The sequence below is a fragment of the Gilliamella sp. App2-1 genome, from assembly GCF_001690255.1.
Classification (GTDB): Bacteria; Pseudomonadota; Gammaproteobacteria; order Enterobacterales; family Orbaceae; genus Gilliamella; species Gilliamella apicola_G.
This window is the reverse complement of sequence record NZ_LZGR01000053.1, coordinates 1-24,272: the sequence shown is the minus strand read 5'-3', so window position 1 is coordinate 24,272 and position 24,272 is coordinate 1. Positions and strand designations below refer to the sequence as shown.

The following is a 24,272-nucleotide window of genomic DNA, read 5'->3' as shown; positions in this document are numbered from 1 at the left end:
AGTTTTCTATTTGCCTTTTTTAAATGCTGCGACAAATGCATTACCCATTGCGCTATTTCCAAGTGTTGCACTATGGCTATTTTGTTTGCTAGTTTGCGTTCGAATCTTAGAGGATCGATTATTGTCTTGCTTAGTTAATGATGTTGGATCATCAAGACGCATAGTTAAAGCTATACGTTTGCGTGGGATATCGACAGCTATTACTTTAACTTTCACAATATCACCCGCTTTTACTACTGTTCTTGGATCATCAACAAACTTATCTGACAGTGCCGAAATATGCACTAAACCATCTTGGTGAACACCAATATCCACAAAAGCGCCAAAGTTGGTTACATTGGTTACTGCGCCTTCCATAACCATGCCAACTTTTAGATCTGTCATGGTTTCGATATCATCAGCAAATTGAGCAGTTTTAAATTCAGGTCTTGGATCACGGCCTGGCTTGTCGAGCTCTTTAATAATATCTGTGACTGTTGGTACACCAAAATGGTCATCAATATAATCGACTGCGTTAAGTGATTTTAAATAGTTTGTATCGCCTAAGATTTCTTTTAAAGTTTTGTGATTTTTTTCTAATATTCGCTCTACAACAGGATAAGCTTCTGGGTGGACAGCGGATGCATCAAGCGGATTTTTACCATCCATAATTCTTAAAAAGCCAGCACATTGTTCAAAGGCTTTAGGACCTAAACGCGAAACTTTTAATAACTGCTTACGATCGGTAAATTGTCCATTTTCATTACGCCAATCAATAATATTTTGGGCAATCACTTTATTAAGTCCGGCAATACGTGCAAGTAGCATCATTGAGGCGGTATTCAAATTAACGCCAACGGCATTTACACCATCTTCAACAACCGTATCAAGTTTTTTAGCTAACTGAGTTTGGCTTACATCATGCTGATATTGACCAACACCGATTGATTTAGGATCAATTTTAACAAGCTCTGCCAAGGGATCTTGTAATCGTCTTGCAATTGATACCGCACCACGGATCGATACATCAAGATCGGGGAACTCTTGTGCTGCAAGTTCAGAAGCTGAATACACTGACGCCCCTGCCTCGCTGACAATAACTTTTTGACCTTTAACTTCTGGGTATTTTTTTTGAACGTCGAGATAAAAACGCTCTGTTTCTCTCGATGCCGTACCATTACCGATAGCCACTAATTCGACTTGGTATTTAATACAAAGCGATGCCACTATCATGGCTGCTTTATCGGCTTGACCTGTATGCGGATAAATCGTTTCGGTCGCAACTAATTTACCGGTTGCATCAACAACAGCAATTTTGACGCCTGTACGTAATCCTGGATCCATCCCCATGGTCACTTTCATACCAGCTGGAGCAGCCATTAACATATCATGCAAATTGGCAGCAAATACGTTGATCGCCTCTTCTTCGGCGCGTTCACGTAATGTTGTCATTAATTCGGTTTCCATGTGCATTAGAATTTTGATGCGCCATGTCCAATTAATAACGGCTTTACGCCATTTATCTGCTGGCTGATCATTAAAATGAACATCTAAATATTCAGTGATGATTTGTTCACAATAACTTTCTTTTGGTGTTTCTTCAAATTGTGGATCGGCATTTAACGAGAGTTGTAAAAAACCTTCATTTCGTCCTCGGAACATCGCTAATGCACGATGAGATGGAACTTTAGAAATAAGTTCACTTTGCGCAAAATAGTCTCGGAATTTTGCGCCTTCTTCTTCTTCTTTACCACTCACCACTTGCGAAACTAAATGAGCATTATTCCAAAGATAATGACGTATTTTTGCCAGTAATGCCGCATCTTCAGCAAATCTTTCCATTAAAATATAACGCGCGCCATCTAGTGCTGATTTAGTATCAGCAATGCCTTGGTCTGAATTGATATACTTTTCGGCTTCGATTTCCGGAGCAAGCATTGGATTTTGCCATAAGTCATTTGCCAATGGTTCAAGACCTGCTTCAATGGCAATTTGTCCGCGAGTACGACGTTTGGGCTTGTAAGGTAGGTAGAGATCTTCAAGTTCGGTTTTACTGAGTGTTTGTGTAATACTTTTGCTTAATTCTGGCGTGAGTTTACCTTGATCTTCTATGGACTTTAGAATCGTTTTCTTGCGATCTTCAAGTTCACGTAAATAGCTTAAACGGCTATCAAGAGTACGTAATTGGGTATCATCAAGCCCACCCGTTACCTCTTTTCGATATCGAGCAATAAATGGAACAGTGCTACCTTCGTCCAATAATTGAATCGCAGCTAAAATTTGTTCTGGTTTTACACTGAGTTCCCCAGCTATAATATGGCTAATTTGATTATTTATCATGGTATCTCTGAATATTTTGTCAATTAACAGAATTTATCTTCAACATGCAAAAAGCTAATTATATAACAAGAGAGGGCTATTTAGCACTCGATCGTGAACTAAAATATTTATGGAAAGAAGAAAGACCTAAAGTTACCCAAACGGTATCGGATGCAGCTGCACTTGGTGATCGCAGTGAAAATGCCGAATACATCTATGGCAAACGAAGGTTAAGAGAAATCGATAGACGAGTTCGCTTTCTAACCAAACGATTAGAAACACTAACAATTGTTGAACCAGACCCTAGACAAGAAGGCAAAGTATTTTTTGGTGCATGGGTAAAATTAGAAGATGAAAATGGAAATCTATATGTTTATCGCATTGTGGGAGCTGATGAGTTTGATCCTAAAAAAAATTGGATCTCAATTAACAGCCCTGTAGCAAGAGCACTAATAGGTCATAAAGTTGATGATGAAATAACCGTTATCACCCCAAATGGCAAAATTTTTTATTATATTCTAGAGATTAGCTATAAAGAGTTGATGCCTTAAGTCGTGTGTTTAACAACAAATATATACTCATTCTTTTTTTAAATTAACTTCAGACGCCTGTTGCCTACAAATAGGTTGGCATTCAGTATATAATTATGCCAACCTATTTATAATTAATTTAATATATTATGATTTCTATTGATCAGCTCTATATCTATCCAATCAAATCGATGCAAGGAGTACCCCTTAAAAAGGCAAATACCATTGATGGAGGCTTTGAGTATGATCGCATTTTGATGATTAGTGAACCCGATGGCACGTTTATTACCGCAAGGCAATATCCTGAGCTTTTAAAGCTAAAAACTTCAGTAATAAAAAATCAAGTATTTGTATCCCGATCTTTAACAGAAACGATAAAATTTAATTTTGATGAATTTTCATTATCCAATGCACCAACCGAAGTTTGGGGAAACTATTTTACTTCACATATTGCCCCTATAAGAGTAAACCAATTTTTTAGTCAAATTCTGCACAAAGATGTACAGTTGCGATGGGTCGGTCAACCATTAACCCGTCGAACAAAACGTTATCCTGAAGTACCTGTTAGTTTTGCTGATGGTTATCCCTATTTATTATTAAACAAGGCTTCATTTGAATATTTACAACATCAATGCCCAGAAAAGCTGGATATTAGGCAATTTCGCGGTAATATTATTATACAAGGTGCACTGCCTTTTGCTGAAGATGGTTGGAAAACAATCAAAGTTGGTGAGGTGATTTTTGATATTGTTAAACCTTGCACTCGCTGTGTACTAACAACAATTGATGTCAATTCGGCAGAACCATTAGCTAATAATGAACCGCTTAAAACGTTACGATATTTTAGAGCCGATGAGCAAGGTCAAATCGATTTTGGTGTAAATATGATTGCTCGGAATCATGGAACTATTTCGATTCACGATAAAGTAAAAATCATGGAAAGGCAAATAGCCAAAAACTATATTAAGGCCTTTCCACCGAAAATAAAAAGTGAAGCACAACTTTGCACAATCACTTTTGAAGATAAAACGATTAAAGTTAATAATAAGCAAACTATCTTAGAGCAGCTAGAACAGCATAAAATAGCTTTACCTTATTCTTGTCGTGCAGGTGTTTGTGGGCGTTGTTTGGTTGAATTAAAACAAGGTGAAGTCAGTGCATTAACACAATCTGCGATTAAACGTCATAATAAAATTTTAGCTTGTAGCTGTATACCTAAGGGAGATATTACAATTGGATTACTTAAGAAATAGCTTTAAATCCTAAATTATCTAACACTAGCTTTTGTTCAGTTAAGTTTTTCTTTACGGGCATTAATCTATCATTCATCACTTTAATTGCTTCAGAAAACACAAACGTTTTATTCATAGCAATAAACGAAGGTTGCGCAATAATACAAAGCGATGCATTTTCACCCGCTTCAACAACCATCAAACAAACCTTTTGACCACCATCTTGCAAACTTACCTCAACAATATCGGCTACTTTAGGTGTATGTAGCATTGGCTGCTGAGAAAAATACCAGCTTTTGGGCATTTGAGGTTTTAAAAATTTAGCTGCCACAATTGCATTAATGGATAGTTCAATTTTTTGTGAATCACTCAAATTAAGTAACTGACAACTATCACGAAATAGGTAATAAGACGTTGCATCACTAACAGAAAATGGAAATTCTCCAAAAACATCAGGGATTAACATTTTACTTGGATAACAAGAACGGAATAACATTTCAGATGAAACTTCAAGCATTAAACTATCGTATTCACTGTCAAAATACCAACGCCAACAATCAGTTGGTCGAAAAGCCATTTTCATTGATATGTTATCCTCGTCAAGTGAATTAAATTAATTCAAGAAGATAACATAACTTAGTTAAAAAATAAATAAAAAGTTAAAGCAAAAATCATTTAATTATATAATTTTTAAAAACTTTAAAGATATAAGAAAAAAATCGAAATAAACTAAACTAAATCATATTTATATCTATTTTAATGAATTTATATCCCTTTAGATTAATTTATTTTTATACTAAAACATATGATTTCCTGAAAGTTTTTTACAATAAAGTTTAGCTATAGATTTTGAATATAAAAGGTGCTTTTCAGCACCTTTTTATTTTATGAAATCATCATTAATTAACTTGCAACATTAATACGTTTCATATCTGTCATATAACTACGTAGTTTGCGACCAATTATTTCAATTGGATGATTACGAATTTCTTCATTCACATCGCGTAATAGTGCATTATCAACACTACCTTCTGGGATCGCTTTACCCAAATCGCCTGATTGCAACATTGGCATAAATTTTTCTCTTAATAGTGGTACAGCGGCATTAGCAAATAGATAGTTACCATATTCAGCTGTGTCAGAAATTACCACATTCATTTCATATAAACGTTTACGCGCAATGGTATTAGCAATAAGTGGTAATTCATGTAATGATTCATAATAAGCTGATTCAGCTAAAATACCAGATTCAAGCATAGTTTCGAACGCAAGTTCAACACCTGCTTTTACCATTGCAATCATCACTACGCCTTGATCAAAATAAGCTTGTTCATCAATTTTACCTTGATATTCAGCCGCTTTTTCAAATGCGGTTTCACCCGTTTCTTTGCGCCATTTAAGTAGGTTAACATCATCATTTGCCCAGTCTTTCATCATGGTTGATGAGAACTCGCCAGAGATAATATCATCCATATGCTTACGGTAAAGATCCGTCATAATCACTTTTAATTCTTTTGCTAAGGCATTTGCTCTTAATTTAGCTGGATTTGATAGACGATCCATCATTAAGGTAATTCCTCCTTGTTTTAATGCTTCAGTGATTGTTTCCCAACCGAACTGAAGTAATTTACAAGCATAAGCAGGATCGACACCATCAGCAACCAGTTTATCAAAACAAAGTAATGATCCAGTTTGTAACATACCACAAAGGATGGTTTGTTCACCCATTAAATCAGACTTAACTTCGGCAACAAATGACGATTGTAAAACACCAGCACGATGTCCACCAGTTGCCGCAGCCCATGCTTTGGCGATCGCTAACCCTTCACCTTTTGGATCGTTTTCTGGATGAACTGCGATCAGTGTCGGTACGCCAAATCCACGTTTATACTCTTCACGCACTTCAGTCCCTGGGCATTTAGGTGCAACCATAACAACAGTGATATCAGAACGAATCTTTTCGCCTACTTCAACAATATTAAAACCGTGAGAGTAACCTAGTGCTGCGCCTTGTTTCATTAATGGTAGGACGGCTTGCACAACGGCTGAATGTTGCTTATCAGGCGTTAAGTTAATAACAAGATCCGCTGTTGGAATTAATTCTTCGTAACTCCCTACTTTAAAACCGTTTTCAGTTGCTTTTTTCCAAGAAGCACGTTTTTCGGCAATGGCATCTTTACGTAATGCATAAGATATATCTAAACCTGAATCACGCATATTAAGACCTTGGTTAAGGCCTTGAGCTCCACAACCAACAATGACAATTTTTTTACCTTTTAAAAAGTTAGCTTCTGATGCAAACTCATCACGAGTCATAAAACGGCATTGGCCTAATTGTTCTAATTTTTCACGTAAATTGAGTGTATTAAAGTAGTTTGACATTATTCTCTCCAAGAGTTGAGTTATTCATAATCGAATATTAACCACTATATAGTACTTTTAATGTTGCTAAAATTGATATATTAACAACACAATATTGCATAAATTGCAATATACTTGCTAAGTTCAGTACTTTCTTTTAATCTAAGCCACTTTCAATTCACCAATCAATCAATATGGATGCTCGATATAAGCAAGCAAATAAAGAAGCTAAACTTTCGTTATTATTAACTTTTATTTATCTTCTCGGATGGATTTTTTGTGCTTACTGTGTTAACGATAAACTAGGATTTTTAGGACTTCCATTGTGGTTTGAATTATCTTGCATCATGGTACCTTTAGGTTTTATATTACTTTGCTGCTTGGTTGTAAAATTTCAATTCAAAAATATCTCATTAGAACAAACTAAGTGATTAAACAATGCATTTAGATATTATTGTACCGCTTGTCATCTATCTTATTTTTGTGTTTGCGTTATCAATTTATGCTTATGTGAAACGCAAAAAGGTAAATGAATTTACTGATTACTTTATTGGTAATCGAACCATGGGGGGCTTTTTACTCGCCATGACACTAGCTGCAACTTATATAAGTGCTAGCTCATTCATTGGTGGACCTGGCGCTGCTTATAAATTTGGTCTTGGTTGGGTGTTATTGTCGATGATCCAAGTCCCAACTGTGCTACTTTCGCTTGGTATTTTAGGTAAAAAATTTGCCATTTTAGCACGCCAATATAATGCAATAACCTTAAGTGATATGCTTTATGCACACTATAAAAGTAAAACCATAGTTTGGTTTGCAAGTATCGCATTAGTTGTTGCTTTTATTGGCGCGATGACAGTACAGTTTGTCGGTGGCGCACGATTATTGGAATCATCTGTTGGTATTTCTTATGATATCGGATTATTAATTTTTGGTATTGGTACCGTTATCTATACCGCTTTTGGTGGGTTTAGAGCGAGTATTTTAAATGATGCCTTCCAAGGCCTAGTAATGATCATTGGTGCCATCTTACTATTAACAGCTATTATTTATGCTGGTGGCGGTATAACAGCAATTATTCACCGTTTGAATGAAATTGACCCTGCACTACTCACACCACAAGGTCCTGACAATTTTATGGACTTTCCATTTATGGCTTCATTTTGGGTTCTTGTCTGTTTTGCCGTAGTTGGTTTACCTCATACAGCGGTTCGTTGCATGGCGTACAAAGACAGTAAAGCCGTACATAAAGGTATTATTATTGGTACGATTGTTGTCACAATCATTATGTTAACCATGCATCTATCTGGCGCACTAGGTAGAGCTATTATTAGCGATTTAACTGTTCCAGATCAAATCGTTCCTACCTTAATAATTAACATTATGCCACCATTAGCCGCTGGCATCTTTTTGGCTGCACCACTTGCAGCTATTATGTCGACAATTAACGCCCAGTTATTACAAGTTTCATCAGTGATTATTAAAGACCTATTTTTAAGTATGAAACATAACAAAAACTATAGTGATAAAATGTTAACGCGCAAATCTGTTATCATCACCTTTATTTTTGGCGGATTACTTATTTTTGCGGCTAGGAATCCACCAAATATGATTATATGGTTAAATTTGCTTGCATTTGGTGGACTTGAAGCCGTATTTTTATGGCCATTAGTGCTTGGACTTTATTGGAAAAAAGCCAATTCAACAGGTGCTTTATGTTCTATGTTTGCTGGTGCAATAAGCTATATTTTATTAGCTGTTTACAATATAAAGCTTTATGCTTTTCATCCAATTATCCCATCCTTAATTATTGGATTGGTAGTATTTATTATCGCCAATATGTTTGGTAATACAGGAAAAAACTATGCCTTGGATACAACTCAGAATTAATACAACTAACGATCTTGCCGAACAAATTAGCGAACGATTAGAAGAGTCTGGCGCGGCATCAGTCACGTTTCAAGACACTTATGATAATCCTGTTTTCGAACCATTACCGGGAGAAACTAAACTCTGGGGTAATACTGATGTAATTGGTCTATATGATGCTCAAACAGATATCGATGAATTAAAAGCAATATTAAATCTTGAACAATATTCTTATAAGATTGAACAATTAGAAGATAAAGACTGGGAACGTGAATGGATGGATAACTTTCATCCTATGCAATTTGGTAAACGGCTTTGGATATGCCCAAGTTGGCGCGATGTGCCCGATGCTAACGCTGTCAATGTCATGTTAGATCCTGGTTTAGCATTTGGCACCGGTACTCATCCCACTACTGCGTTATGCTTAACTTGGCTAGATAGTTTAGATCTTAAAGATAAATTAGTTATTGATTATGGTTGTGGGTCTGGCATTTTGGCAATTGCAGCACTTAAATTAGGTGCAAAGCGCGTAATTGGTATTGATATCGATCCTCAAGCTATTCAAGCTAGCCGTGACAATGCGCTGCGTAATGATGTCAGCCAAAAACTAGAACTTTATTTATCAAAAGATATTCCCAATAATTTACAAGCAGATATCCTTGTTGCTAATATTTTAGCTGGTCCATTAAAAGAACTTGAGCCACATATAAGTAAATTAGTAAAAACCCAAGGTAAACTAGGATTGTCAGGTATTTTAGCAACTCAATCATCAAGCGTTTGCATGGCTTATCAACCTCAATTTGAATTAGATCCCGTTGCTGAACAGGATGAGTGGTGCCGTATCACTGGTAAAAAAAAGTAAAAAAATAACGTTACCCCCTTTTAAGTTAGAGAAAAAATGCGTAATATAGCCGGCCTTAATTTGCTTAGCATTGGTGAGATTAAATTAAAAAATAATTTAATTGCTGCGCCAATGGCTGGAATCAGCGATAAACCATTTCGTAATTTGTGTCATCGATTTGGGGCTGGTATGACAGTTTCAGAAATGTTTTTAGCAAATTCGGATGTTTGGCATACCGATAAATCAGCTTTGCGAATGATCGCAAGCGAGGATATTGGTGTTCGTGCAGTGCAAATCGTTGGTTCTGATCCCGACGAAATGGCGAGAGCTGCCGAATTTAATGTCAAGCATGGCGCTCAATTGATTGATATCAATATGGGATGCCCAGCTAAAAAGGTCAATAAAAAATTGGCAGGATCTGCTTTAATGCAGTATCCAGAACTTATTAAAAAAATTTTGCAGAAAGTTGTCGGTGCAGTCGATGTTCCGGTAACATTAAAAACGCGGACTGGATGGAATAAAGATCATAGAAATTGCATAGAAATCGCACAAATTGCACAGGATTGTGGCATAAAGGCAATTACTATTCATGGAAGAACACGTGCTTGCTTATTCAACGGTGTGGCTGAATATGATTCCATTAAAGCAGTTAAAGAAAACGTTACGATTCCTGTAATTGCTAATGGAGATATTTGTACACCTGAACAGGCAAAAGATGTTTTTCAATATACGCAGGCTGATGCTATAATGATCGGCCGAGCGGCACAGGGGCGACCTTGGATATTTGAAGAAATTGCATTCTATTTAACACATGGACAGTTACAAAATAATAAAACTATTGATGAAGTAGAACAAGTTGTATTGTCACATCTTGATGAGCTTTATCAATTTTATGGAGAATACAAAGGATTAAGGATTGCCAGAAAGCATGTAAATTGGTACACCAAGAATTATGCTGACAGCGATCAATTCAGGCGCTTATTTAGTGTACTTAGCAATACAAGTGAGCAAGTAAACACTCTAAAAGCATTTTTTAGTCAAATTAGAAACAACCCAAAGAGTTAAAAATACTATGTCAGAACAACGCGTTACAGCTGCAGCACTTAAATTTACAACTGTAAACTCTCAAGACCAAATAACACAAAAGCCTTTGCGAGATTCAGTTAAGCAAGCTTTAAAAAACTATTTATCACAATTAAATGGTGAAGATCCTACAGATCTATATGAATTAGTGTTAGCTGAAGTTGAACACCCATTCCTTGATATGGTTATGCAATATACACGTGGCAATCAAACTCGAGCAGCAAATATGCTTGGTATCAACCGCGGCACATTACGCAAAAAATTAAAACAATACGGAATGAGTTAATCGTCTATTATTTAAGAATTTATAATATGACAAAAAAGCGCCTTCATGTAGGGCGCTTTTTTACTGATAAATAAAAAAGTTCATAGAATTAATCATGCAAAATGAATAAGCATATTGATAATGAATTTTAAGTAAAAGTTTGCTAAAATACAGCGATTTTTAAATTATTATCTGGAGAATTTTATGGCAGGTCATAGTAAATGGGCCAATACTAAACACCGCAAAGCAGCACAAGATGCGAAACGCGGTAAAATCTTTACTAAAATTATTCGTGAACTAGTAACAGCAGCAAAATTAGGTGGCGGCGATCCAGCGTCAAATCCTCGATTACGTGCTGCAATGGACAAAGCATTATCTAATAATATGACTCGCGATACCATGAATCGAGCTGTTGCCCGCGGTGTTGGAGGTGAAGATGACAGCAATATGGAAACAATCATTTATGAAGGATATGGTCCAGCTGGTACTGCTGTAATGGTTGAATGTCTAAGCGATAACCGCAACCGTACGGTATCAGAAGTGCGTCACGCCTTTACTAAATCGGGTGGTAACTTAGGTACTGATGGCTCAGTTTCATATTTATTCACCAAAAAAGGGGTTATTTCATATCCGAGTGGAACTAATGAAGATCAGGTTATGGATGCAGCGCTTGAAGCGGGTGCGGATGATGTTGTGACTTATGATGACGGTGCAATTGATGTATTTACGACACCTGAATCATTTGGTGAAGTAAAAGATGCACTTGATGCAGCTGGACTAGTTGCCGAAGCAGCTGAAGTATCAATGATTCCAGCAACAAAAGTTGAACTTGATATTGAATCTGCACCAAAATTATTACGCTTAATTGATATGCTTGAAGATTGTGATGATGTCCAAGAAGTTTATCATAATGGTGAAGTTTCTGATGAGGTTGCAGCCGCGCTCTAATGGCCATTATTCTTGGCATCGATCCAGGTTCTCGTTTGACGGGTTACGGCGTAATCCATCAAACGGGACGTCAACTCACCTACCTTGGTAGTGGATGCATTCGTACTGCTGTTGATGATTTACCTACCCGTTTAAAACGCATATATGCTGGCGTCAGTGAAATTATTTTACAATTCCAACCCGATATGTTTGCTATTGAGAAAGTCTTTATGGCACGTAATGCCGACTCTGCATTAAAGCTAGGTCAAGCAAGAGGCGCTGCAATTGTCGCAGCTGTAAATAATAATCTAACTGTTTTTGAATATGCAGCTCGTTTAGTTAAGCAGAGTGTAGTAGGAACAGGCGCTGCTGACAAAAAACAAGTACAACATATGATCAAATTATTATTAAAGTTACCAGCTAGCCCACAAGCTGATGCTGCTGATGCTTTAGCTATTGCGATAACCCATGCTCATATAAGTCAACATTCAATACAAACTCATAAGTAAAATTATAAAATTAAATTTTCAAAACTGAGAGTTTTTTGTTTATATGGACTATTAGCATTTTGATAAAAAAGATTGGTATAGACATCTGTTATAATAATTTCAATAAAAATAAAATATACGATGTTAAGAGACTAAAATATCTCAATATCTTATTAAAATATTGTTTACCTTTAAATACCTCATTGTGATGACAACATCCACTTAGAAAATTACGTTGCGTGTTTTAGTGTTTTTATACTCAATGAGCGTCATGTTATTAATACTATATTCATTACTAATTAATTTCTGCAACGATATCTCCCGCATAAACATAGTTCCCCACTTTGAGCGTTTGTTTTAAAACACCATTTCGATGTGCGATAACTTGTACTTCCATTTTCATCGCTTCCATTATAGCAATCACATCCCCTTTGTTTACGCTTTGATTATCATTAACTACCCATTTAAAAAGGCTACCCGAAACTGGTGATTGGACAATCAAATCGGAAAGCGCTTCTTTCATGGAAGAAGATGTATCTAGATTAGTATCCGTTTGCAAAGATAACGAAGAAAATAGTTGTACAGGTAACCCCAGTTTACAACGTTTACCGTCAATCTCGATAAATGTGTGAGTCAGCGTTGCTTCTTTTGGTGGTATTTGCCTTTTAGTTGGTGCTATTGTTGCAGCCAATTCAGTTTCGATCCAACGCGTATGCACTTTAAAATCATCACAAAAATCAGGATGTTCAATAACTGCACGTGCAAATGGTAATACACTTGCCACCCCTTCAATCGAAAACTCCGCTAAAGCACGACGGGCCCTTGCAATGACCTGTTCACGATTATTTCCAACAATAATTAGTTTTGCTATGAGCGAATCAAACATGGGCGGAATAACCGAACCAGCGAGTACCCCACTATCTAAGCGTACTCCTGGCCCTGATGGTGCATCAAACCGCGTAATTATACCAGCTACGGGTAAAAAGCCATTAGCTACATCCTCAGCATTAATACGAAACTCAATGGCGTGACCTCGTGGTTTAGGCGTTTGGTTTATACTAAGCGGTAAACCTTGGGCAATGCGCAATTGCTCGATAACAAGATCGACACCCGTTGTTTCTTCTGTAACTGGGTGTTCAACTTGCAATCTTGTGTTTACTTCAAGGAAGGATAACTTGCCATCCTGACTAAGCAAAAATTCAACTGTACCCACGCCGACATAGTTTGCTTTAGCACAAATATCAATCGAAGCTTGAATAATTTGTTGCTCTAATGGTTCGGTTAAAAACGGTGCGGGTGACTCTTCAATTAATTTTTGGTTACGACGTTGTAGTGAACAGTCACGGGTTCCAACCACAACAACATGACCTAATGTATCAGCAATGATTTGTGCTTCAATATGCCGAGGATTATGTAAAAATTGTTCTAAAAAACATTCACCACGACCAAAAGCGGTAGTCGCTTCGCGTACAGCGGAATGATAAAGTTCTTCAACTTCTTCCATTTGCCAAGCCACCTTTAATCCCCGACCGCCGCCACCGAATGCCGCTTTAATTGCTATCGGTAAACCATGAGCGTGCGCAAATTCAACGACTTCTTTAACATCTTGCACTGGTTGTTTAGTTCCAGCAACTAAAGGCGCGCCAACTTGCAATGCAAGTTGTCTGGCTCTGACTTTATCGCCTAATATTTCGATCGTTTCTGGATTTGGTCCAATCCATATTAAGCCAGCATTTTGCACTGCTTTAGCAAATTCAACACGTTCTGATAAAAACCCATAACCTGGGTGCACCATTGTAGCGCCTGATTTTTTGGCTATAGCAATGATTTTATTAATATCAAGATAAGTTTCACTCGGTAAGTTGCCTGATAATCCATAAGCTTCATCAGCCATTTGTACATGAAGTGCATCAATATCCGCATCGGCATAAATTGCAATAGACAAAAAGCCCATATCACGACAAGCACGTATAATACGTACTGCAATCTCGCCTCGGTTAGCGATCACTACTTTGTGAGTTATTTTTTGATTATTTTCAGACATGATCAATATCACTTCCTTCAAATTCTTTAAACATCCCTATAGGATTAAATTTTATCTTGGCATTGACTGGAATTTGACCGGCCAAATCTAAATGGTATGTACACACAGCCCCGATAACAGGGTAGCCCCCTGTTAAAGGGTGGTCATTCAAAAAGAGCACCGGCTGCCCATTCGCTGGAATTTGTATTGCTCCAATGCAGGTGCCTTCACTGGGTAATTCTTGCCCTTTGTCACGGCTTAAAGGCATGTCACCAGACAAACGCAAACCAATGCGATTAGAAGCAGGTGTCACCTGCCATAGTTGAGAAGAAAGTAATTCTACTGCTTGCTTTGTAAACCAATCAGTACGCGGCCCAAGCACAATATCGAGTACAATAACATCATTACAAGTCGGATAGCGTATCATTGGTGTTTCGGTTAACGACACCGCATTTAAGGTTTGAATTTTCTTAATAGCTAGCGTTTGACCAATTTTAAGTGGCGATGGTCCGACTTGGGCGAGTGTATCAAAAGAGCAACTAGTTAAAACAGGTGACACTTGAAAACCACCACGCACAGCGAAATAACTACGCACACCACATTTTACGCTTCCCAAACTAATCATATCGCCTTTTTCCAATTGAATCGGCTGATACATGGCAACATTATACTTTTCACCATCTGATGTTGTAATGTGTATATCACACTCAGCCCCTGTGACAGCGACCAACATACCACAATTTACCTGCGCTTTAAAACCACCTTGCGTTATTTCTAATACGGCTTCATTAATTGGATTGCCCACAATGCGGTTACCACTATGTAATGCCCCTTTATCCATCGCTCCAGATTCAGAGATACCTAATGCCGCCTGACCAATGCGCCCTGCGTCTTGTAAAAGTGTTTGTAATCCTGTTGCTAATATTTTGATATCCTGTTGTTGATTGCTGTTGCTATCGCCTTTTTTAGCGGTAGGCAAATGATACTTTTTAATGGATTTGCTAGCATCAACAAAATTAACTCGGCTACCGGGTTTCAATAGTGCAGGTTGATCGCGATTTAAATCCCATACAGCGGTATCAGTTATACCAATAAGTTGCCAACCGCCAGGACTTGCTTGAGGATAAATACTACTAAACTCGCCTGCTAAAGCAACTGAACCAGCTGGAATACGAACTCGTGGTGATTGACGACGCGGTACATTAAGCTGAGCATTTTTAGATACCATATAAGCAAAGCCAGGCGCAAAGCCACAAAAAGCCACTTGATATTCATTATTGGTGTGTCTCGCAATGACTTCAGCAACCGTTATACCTAAATATTCAGCCACTTGGGCTAAATCCTCGCCATTATAATGCACAGGTATTATCACCAATTCACCAGATTGCATAATACTTGCTGAAATATCCAATTTAGCGATATGCTTAATGAGCGTATTAGCATTCGTCGCAATGGGATTATAACGAATCAATATAGTGCGCGCTGCGGGGATTATCTCTTCTATATGCCAATGCATAAATACACTTTGCAGTGCATTGGTAAGCGCCATTGTTTGCTCAAGAGCTGTTAATTCAACAATAAACGCATCAACATTAACGGGTAAAAATCGCATTAAGCACCTCTATATATGGTAAATATCCAATCCCTAACTATAACTATTTTATAGCGTTGTGTCATATTTGAGACTAAATTTATTGCCGGCTTAACAAATTCGTGTCTAATCATAGTTCTATTTTTTCGTTAACTTAATTAAGTTTCCAAAATTTAACTAATCTAATGATTATTTACCTTAGCAAATGAGACAATATTAATGCCATTTTGTTGTAATTTTTCACGAACTTTTTGCGCCATTGCTAAGGCACCAGCACTATCGCCATGAACACAAATTGATCCTGCCTCAATATCGACAAACTGCCCGTCTATAGAAGTTACACCACCATCACTCACTAACTGTAGCATACGGTCTGCAACTAGATCGGGATCGTGCAACACAGCGCCGGCTTCTTTACGAGACACTAACGTACCATCGACATGATATGCCCTATCAGCAAAAGCCTCGGCAACCACACGTAAGCCGTTTTCTTTAGCCCACTCAATGAGTTTTGAGCCCGCAAGCGCAACTAAAATCAGTGTTGAATCAATCGAACAAAGTGCATCAATCACTGCCATTGCCTGACGCTTATCATGCGCAATTGTGTTATATAAGGCACCATGAGGTTTAACATAACTCACCTTAGCACCAATTGAAGCGGCTAACCCTTTGAGTGCACCAATTTGATAAATCACATCTGCGGTTAATTCATCGGCGGCTATATCCATATTACGACGGCCAAAACCAACTAAATCAGGATAACCGACATGAGCACCGACTTCGACATGATTAGCTTTGGCCGCTTTTAATGTCTTTAAAATACCCGCTGGCGATCCTGCATGGAATCCGCAAGCAATATTGGCACTGCTAACAACTTTTAGCATTGCCTCATCATTTCCCATCTGCCATTGACCAAAACTCTCGCCAAGGTCACTGTTTAAATCAATACATTTAGTGATTGTCATATTGTCCTCTATTTTAAATAGTTAAAAATAGTAGCAACCGACATTATGCCCATATACCAAGTAATTGCACACACAACTACACCTGACAGCAATAACCATCTTGGATAGTGATATCCAGACATAAGATCAGCACGTCGCCAACCAATATAGACAAAAATAGTTAAACCAAGCGGTAAAACTAAACCATTAAAACCGCCCGCAAAAACTAATAATGATACAGGTGCGGTTCCCATGATTAAATAAATAGCTAGCGAAACAGCAATAAAAACAATAGTGGAAAACTGGCGTTGTTTGTCTGTAATTGCCCGCTTAAAAGGGGTAATAAAAGTCATTGAAGTATAAGCTGCACCAATAATACTAGTTATCGCAGCCGCCCATAAAATCAAACCAAAAATACGTAACCCCAATTTACCTAAAGCGGCCTGAAAGGCTTGCGATGCCGGATTGGCTGCATAACTTGAAATGTCAATTGTTACACCACTTGCAACCACACCTAAAATGGCTAGAAATAAGATGTAACGCATCAAACCCACAACCATTATTCCTTTGGTTGCAGCACCGGAAACATAATCAATATGCTGAGCACCAACCATACCTTTATCAAGTAATCGGTGAGCACCAGCGTAAGAGATATACCCCCCAACCGTTCCCCCAACAATAGTCGTAATAGAGGCAAAATCAACACTGCTTGGAAAAACCGTTTCCCTTAAAGCTTGCCCAACAGGTGGTTGAGAAGCAAATACCACAAATAAGGTCAAAATAATCATGAGCAAACCAAAACCAATCATTAAACGATCAATAAAATGACTGGCTTTACGGGATGAAAAGATATAAACCGCTAAGAGTGCACTAATTGCCCCGCCCCATTTAGGATCAAGCCCAACAAGTGCGTTTAAACCTAAACCAGCACCGGCTATATTACCAATATTAAACACCAATCCACCAAATATAATCAGCACTGCAAGTATATAGCCACTAAATGGAATCGTCGCATTAGCAATATCTGAAGAATTCATTTTGGTTAACGCAACAATTCGCCAAATATTTTGCTGAACAACAAAATCAATAATAATAGAGGCTAAAATACCAAAGCCAAAAGCCGTACCAAGGGTGACAGTAAAAGTGGCTGTTTGGGTAATAAAGCCCGGACCAATTGCCGAAGTCGCCATTAAAAAAATGGCACTGATTAATGAAGCACGCCGATTTTTAACAAAAGCAACGGTGCTACCGCTATTATTTTCCATATGCATGTTTCCTCTTAATTTGTTTTTCAATTATTGATACAACAACCGTATTAGCACTTTTTACTACTTTTCAAGGTAATGCAAGTATCATGCCATAGTGCTACTTTCATTATCGAATATCTTTATAATTACTATTTCCTAGCAACAAACTAATTAAAAATAATTCTAATTGCTTATTATTTATCCATAACAAATTAATAATTAACACTTAATAACGCTAATTTGCACCAAAGGTAAACATTCAAACCCGAATCTTTTTTTTAAAATTTACCAAATTATTGCTAACACTTTGACTCATCGATAATTAATTTAAAAACATTGGAATGTCCTTTCCGACTTGGGTAATAAAGATAAAAAGAGTCATAGGTAATAGCAAAATCGGCCAATAATTCAACTAACCCTCCCGATGATAATTCCTTTTCAATATCTACTCTAGCAATCCAAGTGATATCTAAACCATCTAAAGCCGCTTGTTTACACAATTGATTATTAATTATAAATTGGGATTGCGAATGATATTTAATCATTTTTCCCTTCTGCGTAAATTCCCATGGTAATTCTGTACCATGTTGAACCGATATTCGCATTCCAACTAAACGATGTTTATCTAAATCTTTGATTTGTTTTGGTATCGATTTTCCTATTAAATATTTAGGGCTAGCAATTAAAGCCATTTTTAGCGGAGGCGATATTTTAACTGCGATCATCTCTTTAGCAAGATCATCACCTAACCGGCAACCCATATCAAAGCTCTGTTTAACAATATCAGCCCAGCTATTATCGGCTTGAATTTCGACTCTAATGAGCGCATAACCAAGCAAAAAATCGCATAATTTCGGATAGATAATATGTTCTACCGCAATATACTGGGAGCATTAATTCTGATCGTCCCTGAAGGCGTATTGGTAAAATGACTTAATTCATTCACCTCGTGATTAATCGAGTCAAATAAAGGAGAACTTTTTCGGTATAATTGTTCGCCCGCCTCGGTCAATGAAACATTCCGAGTATTACGATTAAATAAACGCAAATTCAAACGAGTCTCTAGATTTCGCATACTATGGCTAAGCGCCGATGAGCTAATTCCCAATAACTGCCCTGCTTTTACAAAACTGTTGGTCTGTGCCAAAGTAATAAAGTAATTTAATTCATTAAGGTTATACATAATCGCATGCTATTAGTGAATTTAATTCACTACACTATAACCCCCCCTCCATTTATCTCAATAAAAGACATCTTTAAAATAATGTTATTTTTATTCAGTAAGCAAACTGACTGAAAATATACTTATACTTAGCACCAGTGGGAGCTTACCTAAAGTCATGATTCCTGTTTTGTTACAAATTATGAAGTTAAATTTGTATAGTACCCTCACCACACCCACGAATTAATATCATTAGCCAATGAAAGCGTCGTTATTATTCAAATCAATGTTAAGGACTTAATCCAATTAGAAAAGGTGATACAAGGACAAGATATTGTTTACGTTAAGTTAGCAAGACAACTTGAAACTACGGCTAAAAATGTAGTGCAAACCATACCTAGGCAATAACTAAAACGCCTAATTTGGAAGAGATTTTTGGTTTATCAACAGTTGAGCAAGGTCTTGAAGCATAAAAAATCGGGTTTAGTAAAATAGGTACAAAATGCCATTGATTGGCAAATAAGTGATATTTATAGCCATCAAGCCAACTGCTATTTTAGATTTGGTTAACTAAGGAAAATTCGATGGTTTTACCACCCATCTTAAATTAGTTTTAATGTTTAACATACATCAAATAGTTATCGGCTAAAAAGGAGAGAACCCATGCAACATATCACATTAAACAATGGAATAAAAATACCGGTTCTTGGTTGTGGTGTATACCAAATAAATCAAGAAGAGTGTGAATAGTGTGTCTTAGATGCCATCAGTATCGTCTATTGTGCGATTGTTACCACGCAAGCTTATGGCAATCGCTTAATTAAATTATTTACTGATAATCAATAACCTGTTTTTTGTTATTTCCGAAAAAACTATTTAACTTAAAATTTTGTCTACCATTTTTATATAAAATAATTCGAACTCATTTAACTCAATTCAATTAAGGAATAACTTATGTCATTTGTCAATGAATATGTTTCAGACGAAGATACTAAAAAGTATGATTTAGATAATTTATGGAATATTTAGCACATGTAAGCTAACAAGTTAATCAATTATCATACTAGAGGAATAGACAAATCACGATATACAGATGCATAACAGAAATAGGCACAATATATAATTCCCCAATAAAATTATGATTCTTAACTGATGAAATTAAATATGATTTATTTTGATAATCATTAGCATCAACAATACGAATATGTACACAAACATCGAGATGTAAATCTATTACAACCAATGTTAATGTTTCTTTTTCTTTCTCAATACCTGTAAAAAAAGCAGAACCATGAATAAAAAAGGATTGCTAACCAATATTTAGACAAGTTGTTTAAAAAAGTTAACTCGATAACATATTTTTTAGACTAATTTCTGGACTAAATTTTTTAAGATGATTACGCATTAATCTACTCTATACAGGAGAATATATTCATCGAACGTATTGTAAAGTCTAACTTATTTATGCTTTGACGAATTACATTGAATGTTAAATTGGAGCGGGAAACGAGGTTCGAACTCGCGACCCCGACCTTGGCAAGGTCGTGCTCTACCAACTGAGCTATTCCCGCTTATTGAGGCACTTCGAAAGAAGTGGAGAGCATTATACAAAATTTTTCGTATCTCGCAACTATTTTTATTATTATTTTTTATCTTTCCAGTTAAGTGCTTCAAAAATACCAAATAAAAAAAGACGTAATACTTTAAATTTGTCTTGTTGCTTTTCTTGATTGGTCATGGTTGAGTTTAATATCCACGCTTGTAAGCCATGAGTAACCGCAAAGGCAATTAAACCGATATTAGCTACCACATTGGCAGGTCGTGGGTAAGGATGGATAAGGTTAAATACCAAAAATAACCATATCAATGAATATAATACTTTTCCTATAAATATGAACATTAATTGCCTTCTCGTATAAATAGATAACTATGAACTTGTCCAGCTGTTTTTTCGCGGTGCAAATGCCAGTGAGTTGGAATATAAGTTGTTAATTCATGATCTATTTCTGTTTCAATATAAATATAAGCTGACGGTTTTAGCCAGTTATTATTCTCAAGCTCACTAACCGTTTTTGCCACCAATGCTTGATGAAATGGTGGGTCGATGAATACAATATCAAATTGTTTTATAGCTGGTTTGTTTAGCCAATGTAAAGTGTCGGTATGATAAATATCGATTGTATCGCTAGCAATAAGCTGTTTATTTTTATTGAGTAGTTGTGCAACTTGTTTATCTTTTTCAAGCAAGGTAACACTTTGGGCGCCTCGTGATGCGGCTTCAAAACCTAATGATCCACTACCTGAAAAACAATCCAAACAATCGCTATCGTGTATAACAGGCATTAACCAGTTATATAGGGTTTCTTTAATACGATCTGTGGTTGGGCGCAATCCTTGCTTATTAAGTACCGACAGTTTACGCCCACGCCATTTTCCGCCAATAATTCTTATTGAACCATTCATTTTAAATCCTATATCAAAATAGCTCTGAAGTGTTGCCTTCTGAATCTATTACTCTCGTGCCCACTTCTTGGGTTGCATAAGTCGTTGGCTCGGTACCTTTTATAAAGTACTCTGACATGGTTCTAGATTCAGACTGAGGTAATAACCCTGTTTTTTGATCGATAGTAACAGAAATAACATTTTCAGGTTTTACATCTTCTATTACTGGTACATCTTGTAGAGCAACTTTCATATAATCAACCCATATTGGATTTGCGGTTACAGCCCCTGCTTCGGCTCGGTAAGTTCGACCTAAGTCACGGCGGTGATCATCAAAACCCATCCAAACAGTCGTAACAATATTGCCACCAAATCCAGAAAACCAAACGTCTTTTGAAGAGTTAGTAGTCCCTGTTTTACCACCGACATCTTTTCTACCCAACGCTTTTACACGCCATGCCGTACCTTGCCAATCTGAACCACCAAAGACAATAGATCGAAGACCATCTTTCATAATAAATGCAATTCCACTATTTATCGTATGTGGTGCGTATTTTGGCGTGACATCAGTGACTTTTTTATTGGTGTTGATATCAGGTAAGACTAAATTGTTATCTGATTTTAGATTAGCTTGGTCGGGTTCTTCATTGTCCGATTCATTTGATCCTTTTTCAACATTATCAAATGATGTAAGTGTTGATTCAGTAAACACGTCATCATTAGTACAATTGTGACAAGCAATCAAAGGTTGATGCTGATAAATTATACCTTTACCATTATTGTTCTCAATTTTTTCAATCAAATATGGTGAAATTAAATACCCCCCATTAGTAATCACCGAGTAGGCTCTTGCTACTTGCAATGGGGTAAACGAAGCCGAACCTAAAGCTAACGATTCGTTATGTGAAATATTTTCTTTGGGAAATCCAAAACGCTCTAAATAAGTCGCTGCATAATCTATACCAACTGCACGTAATGCTCTTACCATCATGACATTTTTAGACATCCCTAACCCAATTCTTAAACGTAATGGCCCTGCATAGGTAGGTGGTGAGTTTTTAGGGCGCCAAGTTGCACTCCCCGTTGAACGGACGATGGGTGCATCATTCAGCAGTGTTGCCATCGTTAAGCCTTGTTCTAAGGTTGAAGTATAAATGAATGGTTTAATACTCGAACCTAATTGTCGAAGTGCTTGAGTTGCTCTATTAAACTTACTTAAATTAAAATCATAACCACCGACAATCGCTTTGATGGCACCATTGTCTGAATCAAGCGAGACTAATGCAGCATTAACCGCTGGTATTTGTGCTAATTCCCAATTATCATCCGACTTTTTAACCCAAATTAGCTGTCCAGCTTTGAGGGTATCAGACACTTTTTTAGGGTACGCACCTTGCTTTGTGTCACTAATAAAAGGGCGAGCCCATTTCATGTCTTGATATGAAATAGTGATATTACTTTTATCAGATAACACGGCTGTCGCTTCTTTATCTGAAAATGTCATAACAACAGCTGGGCACATGCCACTATAGCATATATATTTATCAAGAGTTTGCTGGATCTTCTCAAGATCCCATGGCATTTCATTGGGTTGCCATAATACTTTTTCAGCACCACGATAACCATGTCTGATATCATAATCAATAATATGTTTTTGCACAGCTTCTTTAGCTGCTATTTGATCGGTTTTCGAGATAGTCGTATAGACTTTATAGCCATCTGTATAGGCATTCTCGCCAAATTTATTGTACATAAATTGCCGAGCCATCTCTGCAACATAAGGAGCAGAAAAATCGATTTGAGGTGAATGATAACTCGCACCAAGCGGTTTTATAATCGCTGCATCATATTCAGCTTGAGTGATATAAGATTGATCTAACATGCGCCTTAATACCCAGTTACGTCTAGTTAATGCACGTTTTGGATGAGAAATTGGATTAAAAGCAGATGGTGCATTCGGTAAGCCCGCTAATAAAGCTGCTTCATCAACCGTTAATTGATCTGGTGTTTTACCCAAAAAAGTATAAGCTGCAGCAGCAACGCCATATGCTCTAGAGCCAAAGTTAATCATGTTAAGATACAGTGCCATGATTTCTTCTTTGGATAACTCTTTTTCCATACGAGTAGCCAAAATCATTTCTTTGACTTTACGTGTTATGCTTTTTTCAGGTGTTAAGAAAAAGTTCTTAGCAACTTGTTGAGTGATTGTACTGCCGCCTTGAGAAAATCCTTTCTGTTTCAAACCAACATACATTGCTCGTACGATACCTATTGGATCAACACCAAAATGTTCATGAAAACGAGCATCTTCAGTTGCAATCACTGCGTTAACCACCATTGGGGGAATTTCGTCATATTTTAGTGGTGTTCGACGCCTTTCACCAAAAATAGCAATTAACTCGCCGTCTTTACTTAATACTTGCATTGGTGTTTGTAATTGAACATCTTTTAAAGACGCAACGTCGGGAAGATCCTTCGAATAATAAGCATAACCTGCAATACCAATAATTAAGCCACAAAGGAATAAGCCAATGAATAATTTTAGAAGAAATTTTAGAAGAAATTTTAACACTCTAAGTAATATCACGAATCTTTCCTATCTAAATTTTTAAGGCAAAAATAATGGCACCAGAGTCATCTCTGCGCCAAATTTAGTAATGCTGCCTTCAGGTAAGGATCTTCACATTGACATTAAAGGAAAATGCTAATGGTTGATCGTTCATTTATTTATTAAAACACACTGAAATTGTGTGCATTATCTCCCATCTTTCTCTTTATTTTAAGCAATTTTTAACAAAATCATGAAATAATTCTGTTTTAACTAAGTAGAGTAAGTATTATGTGGAGCATAAAACTTAGCATATCAAAACTGCAATTATTGATTTCAACACTTTTTTATTCCATGCTAATAACGCTTTGTCTAGTCATGTTTGCTAACACATCTTTAAATTCTTATACCTTTATTATTA

The 24,272-nt window shown here is 36.8% G+C and carries 21 protein-coding genes and 1 tRNA gene; 9 read left to right on the top strand and 13 right to left on the bottom strand.

Going from position 1 to position 24,272, the window contains the following annotated elements:
• Positions 1–6: 6 nt before the first annotated feature.
• Positions 7–2,319 carry a Tex family protein gene (locus A9G22_RS07300; protein WP_075508602.1) on the bottom strand — a complete coding sequence of 771 codons (2,313 nt, stop codon included), beginning with the start codon at positions 2,317–2,319 and terminating at the stop codon, positions 7–9.
• A 44-nt stretch (positions 2,320–2,363) separates the two neighbouring features.
• Here A9G22_RS07300 and greB point away from each other — a divergent pair, with 44 nt between their 5' ends.
• Positions 2,364–2,849: a transcription elongation factor GreB gene (gene greB, locus A9G22_RS07295; RefSeq protein WP_065585931.1), complete on the top strand. Its 486-nt coding sequence runs from the start codon at positions 2,364–2,366 to the stop codon at positions 2,847–2,849.
• Positions 2,850–2,977: 128 nt separating this feature from the next.
• Entirely contained in the window at positions 2,978–4,081 is a 1,104-nt protein-coding gene (locus A9G22_RS07290; RefSeq protein WP_065585932.1) for a YcbX family protein, read from the top strand.
• Here A9G22_RS07290 and A9G22_RS07285 read toward each other — a convergent pair.
• Positions 4,071–4,643: a cell division protein ZapC gene (locus A9G22_RS07285; RefSeq protein WP_218058776.1), complete on the bottom strand. Its 573-nt coding sequence runs from the start codon at positions 4,641–4,643 to the stop codon at positions 4,071–4,073. The genes A9G22_RS07290 and A9G22_RS07285 overlap by 11 nt on opposite strands.
• Positions 4,644–4,963: 320 nt before the next feature.
• A complete protein-coding gene (gene ilvC, locus A9G22_RS07280; RefSeq protein WP_075508601.1) occupies positions 4,964–6,442 on the bottom strand; it encodes a ketol-acid reductoisomerase in 1,479 nt (492 codons plus the stop codon).
• Between the two features lie 173 nt (positions 6,443–6,615).
• Here ilvC and A9G22_RS11850 point away from each other — a divergent pair, with 173 nt between their 5' ends.
• From A9G22_RS11850 to ruvC, 7 genes are all read left to right on the top strand, one after another.
• Positions 6,616–6,852: a YhdT family protein gene (locus A9G22_RS11850; RefSeq protein ID WP_065639230.1), complete on the top strand. Its 237-nt coding sequence runs from the start codon at positions 6,616–6,618 to the stop codon at positions 6,850–6,852.
• Between the two features lie 7 nt (positions 6,853–6,859).
• The gene (panF, locus tag A9G22_RS07270; RefSeq protein ID WP_075508600.1) at positions 6,860–8,311 is read left to right on the top strand and encodes a sodium/pantothenate symporter; all 1,452 of its coding nucleotides are present in this window, start codon (positions 6,860–6,862) and stop codon (positions 8,309–8,311) included.
• Entirely contained in the window at positions 8,286–9,152 is an 867-nt protein-coding gene (gene prmA / locus A9G22_RS07265; RefSeq protein WP_065585936.1) for a 50S ribosomal protein L11 methyltransferase, read from the top strand. The genes panF and prmA overlap by 26 nt, the downstream gene beginning before the upstream one ends.
• A gap of 36 nt (positions 9,153–9,188) precedes the next feature.
• On the top strand, positions 9,189–10,196 hold the full coding sequence (dusB, locus tag A9G22_RS07260) for a tRNA dihydrouridine synthase DusB (protein WP_065585937.1): 1,008 nt from the start codon (positions 9,189–9,191) through the stop codon (positions 10,194–10,196).
• A 7-nt stretch (positions 10,197–10,203) separates the two neighbouring features.
• Positions 10,204–10,500 carry a DNA-binding transcriptional regulator Fis gene (gene fis / locus A9G22_RS07255; RefSeq protein ID WP_034883623.1) on the top strand — a complete coding sequence of 99 codons (297 nt, stop codon included), beginning with the start codon at positions 10,204–10,206 and terminating at the stop codon, positions 10,498–10,500.
• Positions 10,501–10,683: 183 nt separating this feature from the next.
• Complete coding sequence (locus A9G22_RS07250) at positions 10,684–11,427, top strand: YebC/PmpR family DNA-binding transcriptional regulator (protein WP_075508599.1); 744 nt, start codon at positions 10,684–10,686, stop codon at positions 11,425–11,427.
• Positions 11,427–11,915: a crossover junction endodeoxyribonuclease RuvC gene (gene ruvC, locus A9G22_RS07245; protein WP_065585939.1), complete on the top strand. Its 489-nt coding sequence runs from the start codon at positions 11,427–11,429 to the stop codon at positions 11,913–11,915. The genes A9G22_RS07250 and ruvC overlap by 1 nt, the downstream gene beginning before the upstream one ends.
• Positions 11,916–12,189: 274 nt before the next feature.
• Here the strand turns inward: ruvC and A9G22_RS07240 are convergent, their stop codons facing one another.
• The 10 genes from A9G22_RS07240 to A9G22_RS07200 form a co-directional block, all read right to left on the bottom strand.
• Complete coding sequence (locus tag A9G22_RS07240; RefSeq protein WP_075508598.1) at positions 12,190–13,938, bottom strand: acetyl/propionyl/methylcrotonyl-CoA carboxylase subunit alpha; 1,749 nt, start codon at positions 13,936–13,938, stop codon at positions 12,190–12,192.
• Entirely contained in the window at positions 13,931–15,529 is a 1,599-nt protein-coding gene (locus A9G22_RS07235; protein WP_075508597.1) for a 5-oxoprolinase/urea amidolyase family protein, read from the bottom strand. Before A9G22_RS07235 ends, A9G22_RS07240 begins: the two co-directional genes overlap by 8 nt.
• 161 nt (positions 15,530–15,690) lie before the next feature.
• The gene (locus A9G22_RS07230; RefSeq protein WP_065586025.1) at positions 15,691–16,467 is read right to left on the bottom strand and encodes a LamB/YcsF family protein; all 777 of its coding nucleotides are present in this window, start codon (positions 16,465–16,467) and stop codon (positions 15,691–15,693) included.
• A gap of 14 nt (positions 16,468–16,481) precedes the next feature.
• Complete coding sequence (locus tag A9G22_RS07225) at positions 16,482–17,717, bottom strand: NRAMP family divalent metal transporter (protein WP_141670002.1); 1,236 nt, start codon at positions 17,715–17,717, stop codon at positions 16,482–16,484.
• Between the two features lie 281 nt (positions 17,718–17,998).
• Positions 17,999–18,538 carry a LysR substrate-binding domain-containing protein gene (locus A9G22_RS11560; protein ID WP_218058774.1) on the bottom strand — a complete coding sequence of 180 codons (540 nt, stop codon included), beginning with the start codon at positions 18,536–18,538 and terminating at the stop codon, positions 17,999–18,001.
• Between the two features lie 32 nt (positions 18,539–18,570).
• A complete protein-coding gene (locus tag A9G22_RS11555; protein WP_218058773.1) occupies positions 18,571–18,882 on the bottom strand; it encodes a LysR family transcriptional regulator in 312 nt (103 codons plus the stop codon).
• A 1,474-nt stretch (positions 18,883–20,356) separates the two neighbouring features.
• A tRNA-Gly gene (locus tag A9G22_RS07215) sits at positions 20,357–20,432 on the bottom strand.
• 71 nt (positions 20,433–20,503) lie between these two features.
• Complete coding sequence (locus A9G22_RS07210; protein ID WP_075508596.1) at positions 20,504–20,761, bottom strand: DUF1145 domain-containing protein; 258 nt, start codon at positions 20,759–20,761, stop codon at positions 20,504–20,506.
• Complete coding sequence (gene rsmD, locus A9G22_RS07205; RefSeq protein ID WP_065585944.1) at positions 20,761–21,324, bottom strand: 16S rRNA (guanine(966)-N(2))-methyltransferase RsmD; 564 nt, start codon at positions 21,322–21,324, stop codon at positions 20,761–20,763. The genes A9G22_RS07210 and rsmD overlap by 1 nt, the downstream gene beginning before the upstream one ends.
• Before the next feature lie 13 nt (positions 21,325–21,337).
• Positions 21,338–23,890 carry a PBP1A family penicillin-binding protein gene (locus A9G22_RS07200; protein WP_218058772.1) on the bottom strand — a complete coding sequence of 851 codons (2,553 nt, stop codon included), beginning with the start codon at positions 23,888–23,890 and terminating at the stop codon, positions 21,338–21,340.
• Between the last annotated feature and the right edge of the window lie 382 nt (positions 23,891–24,272).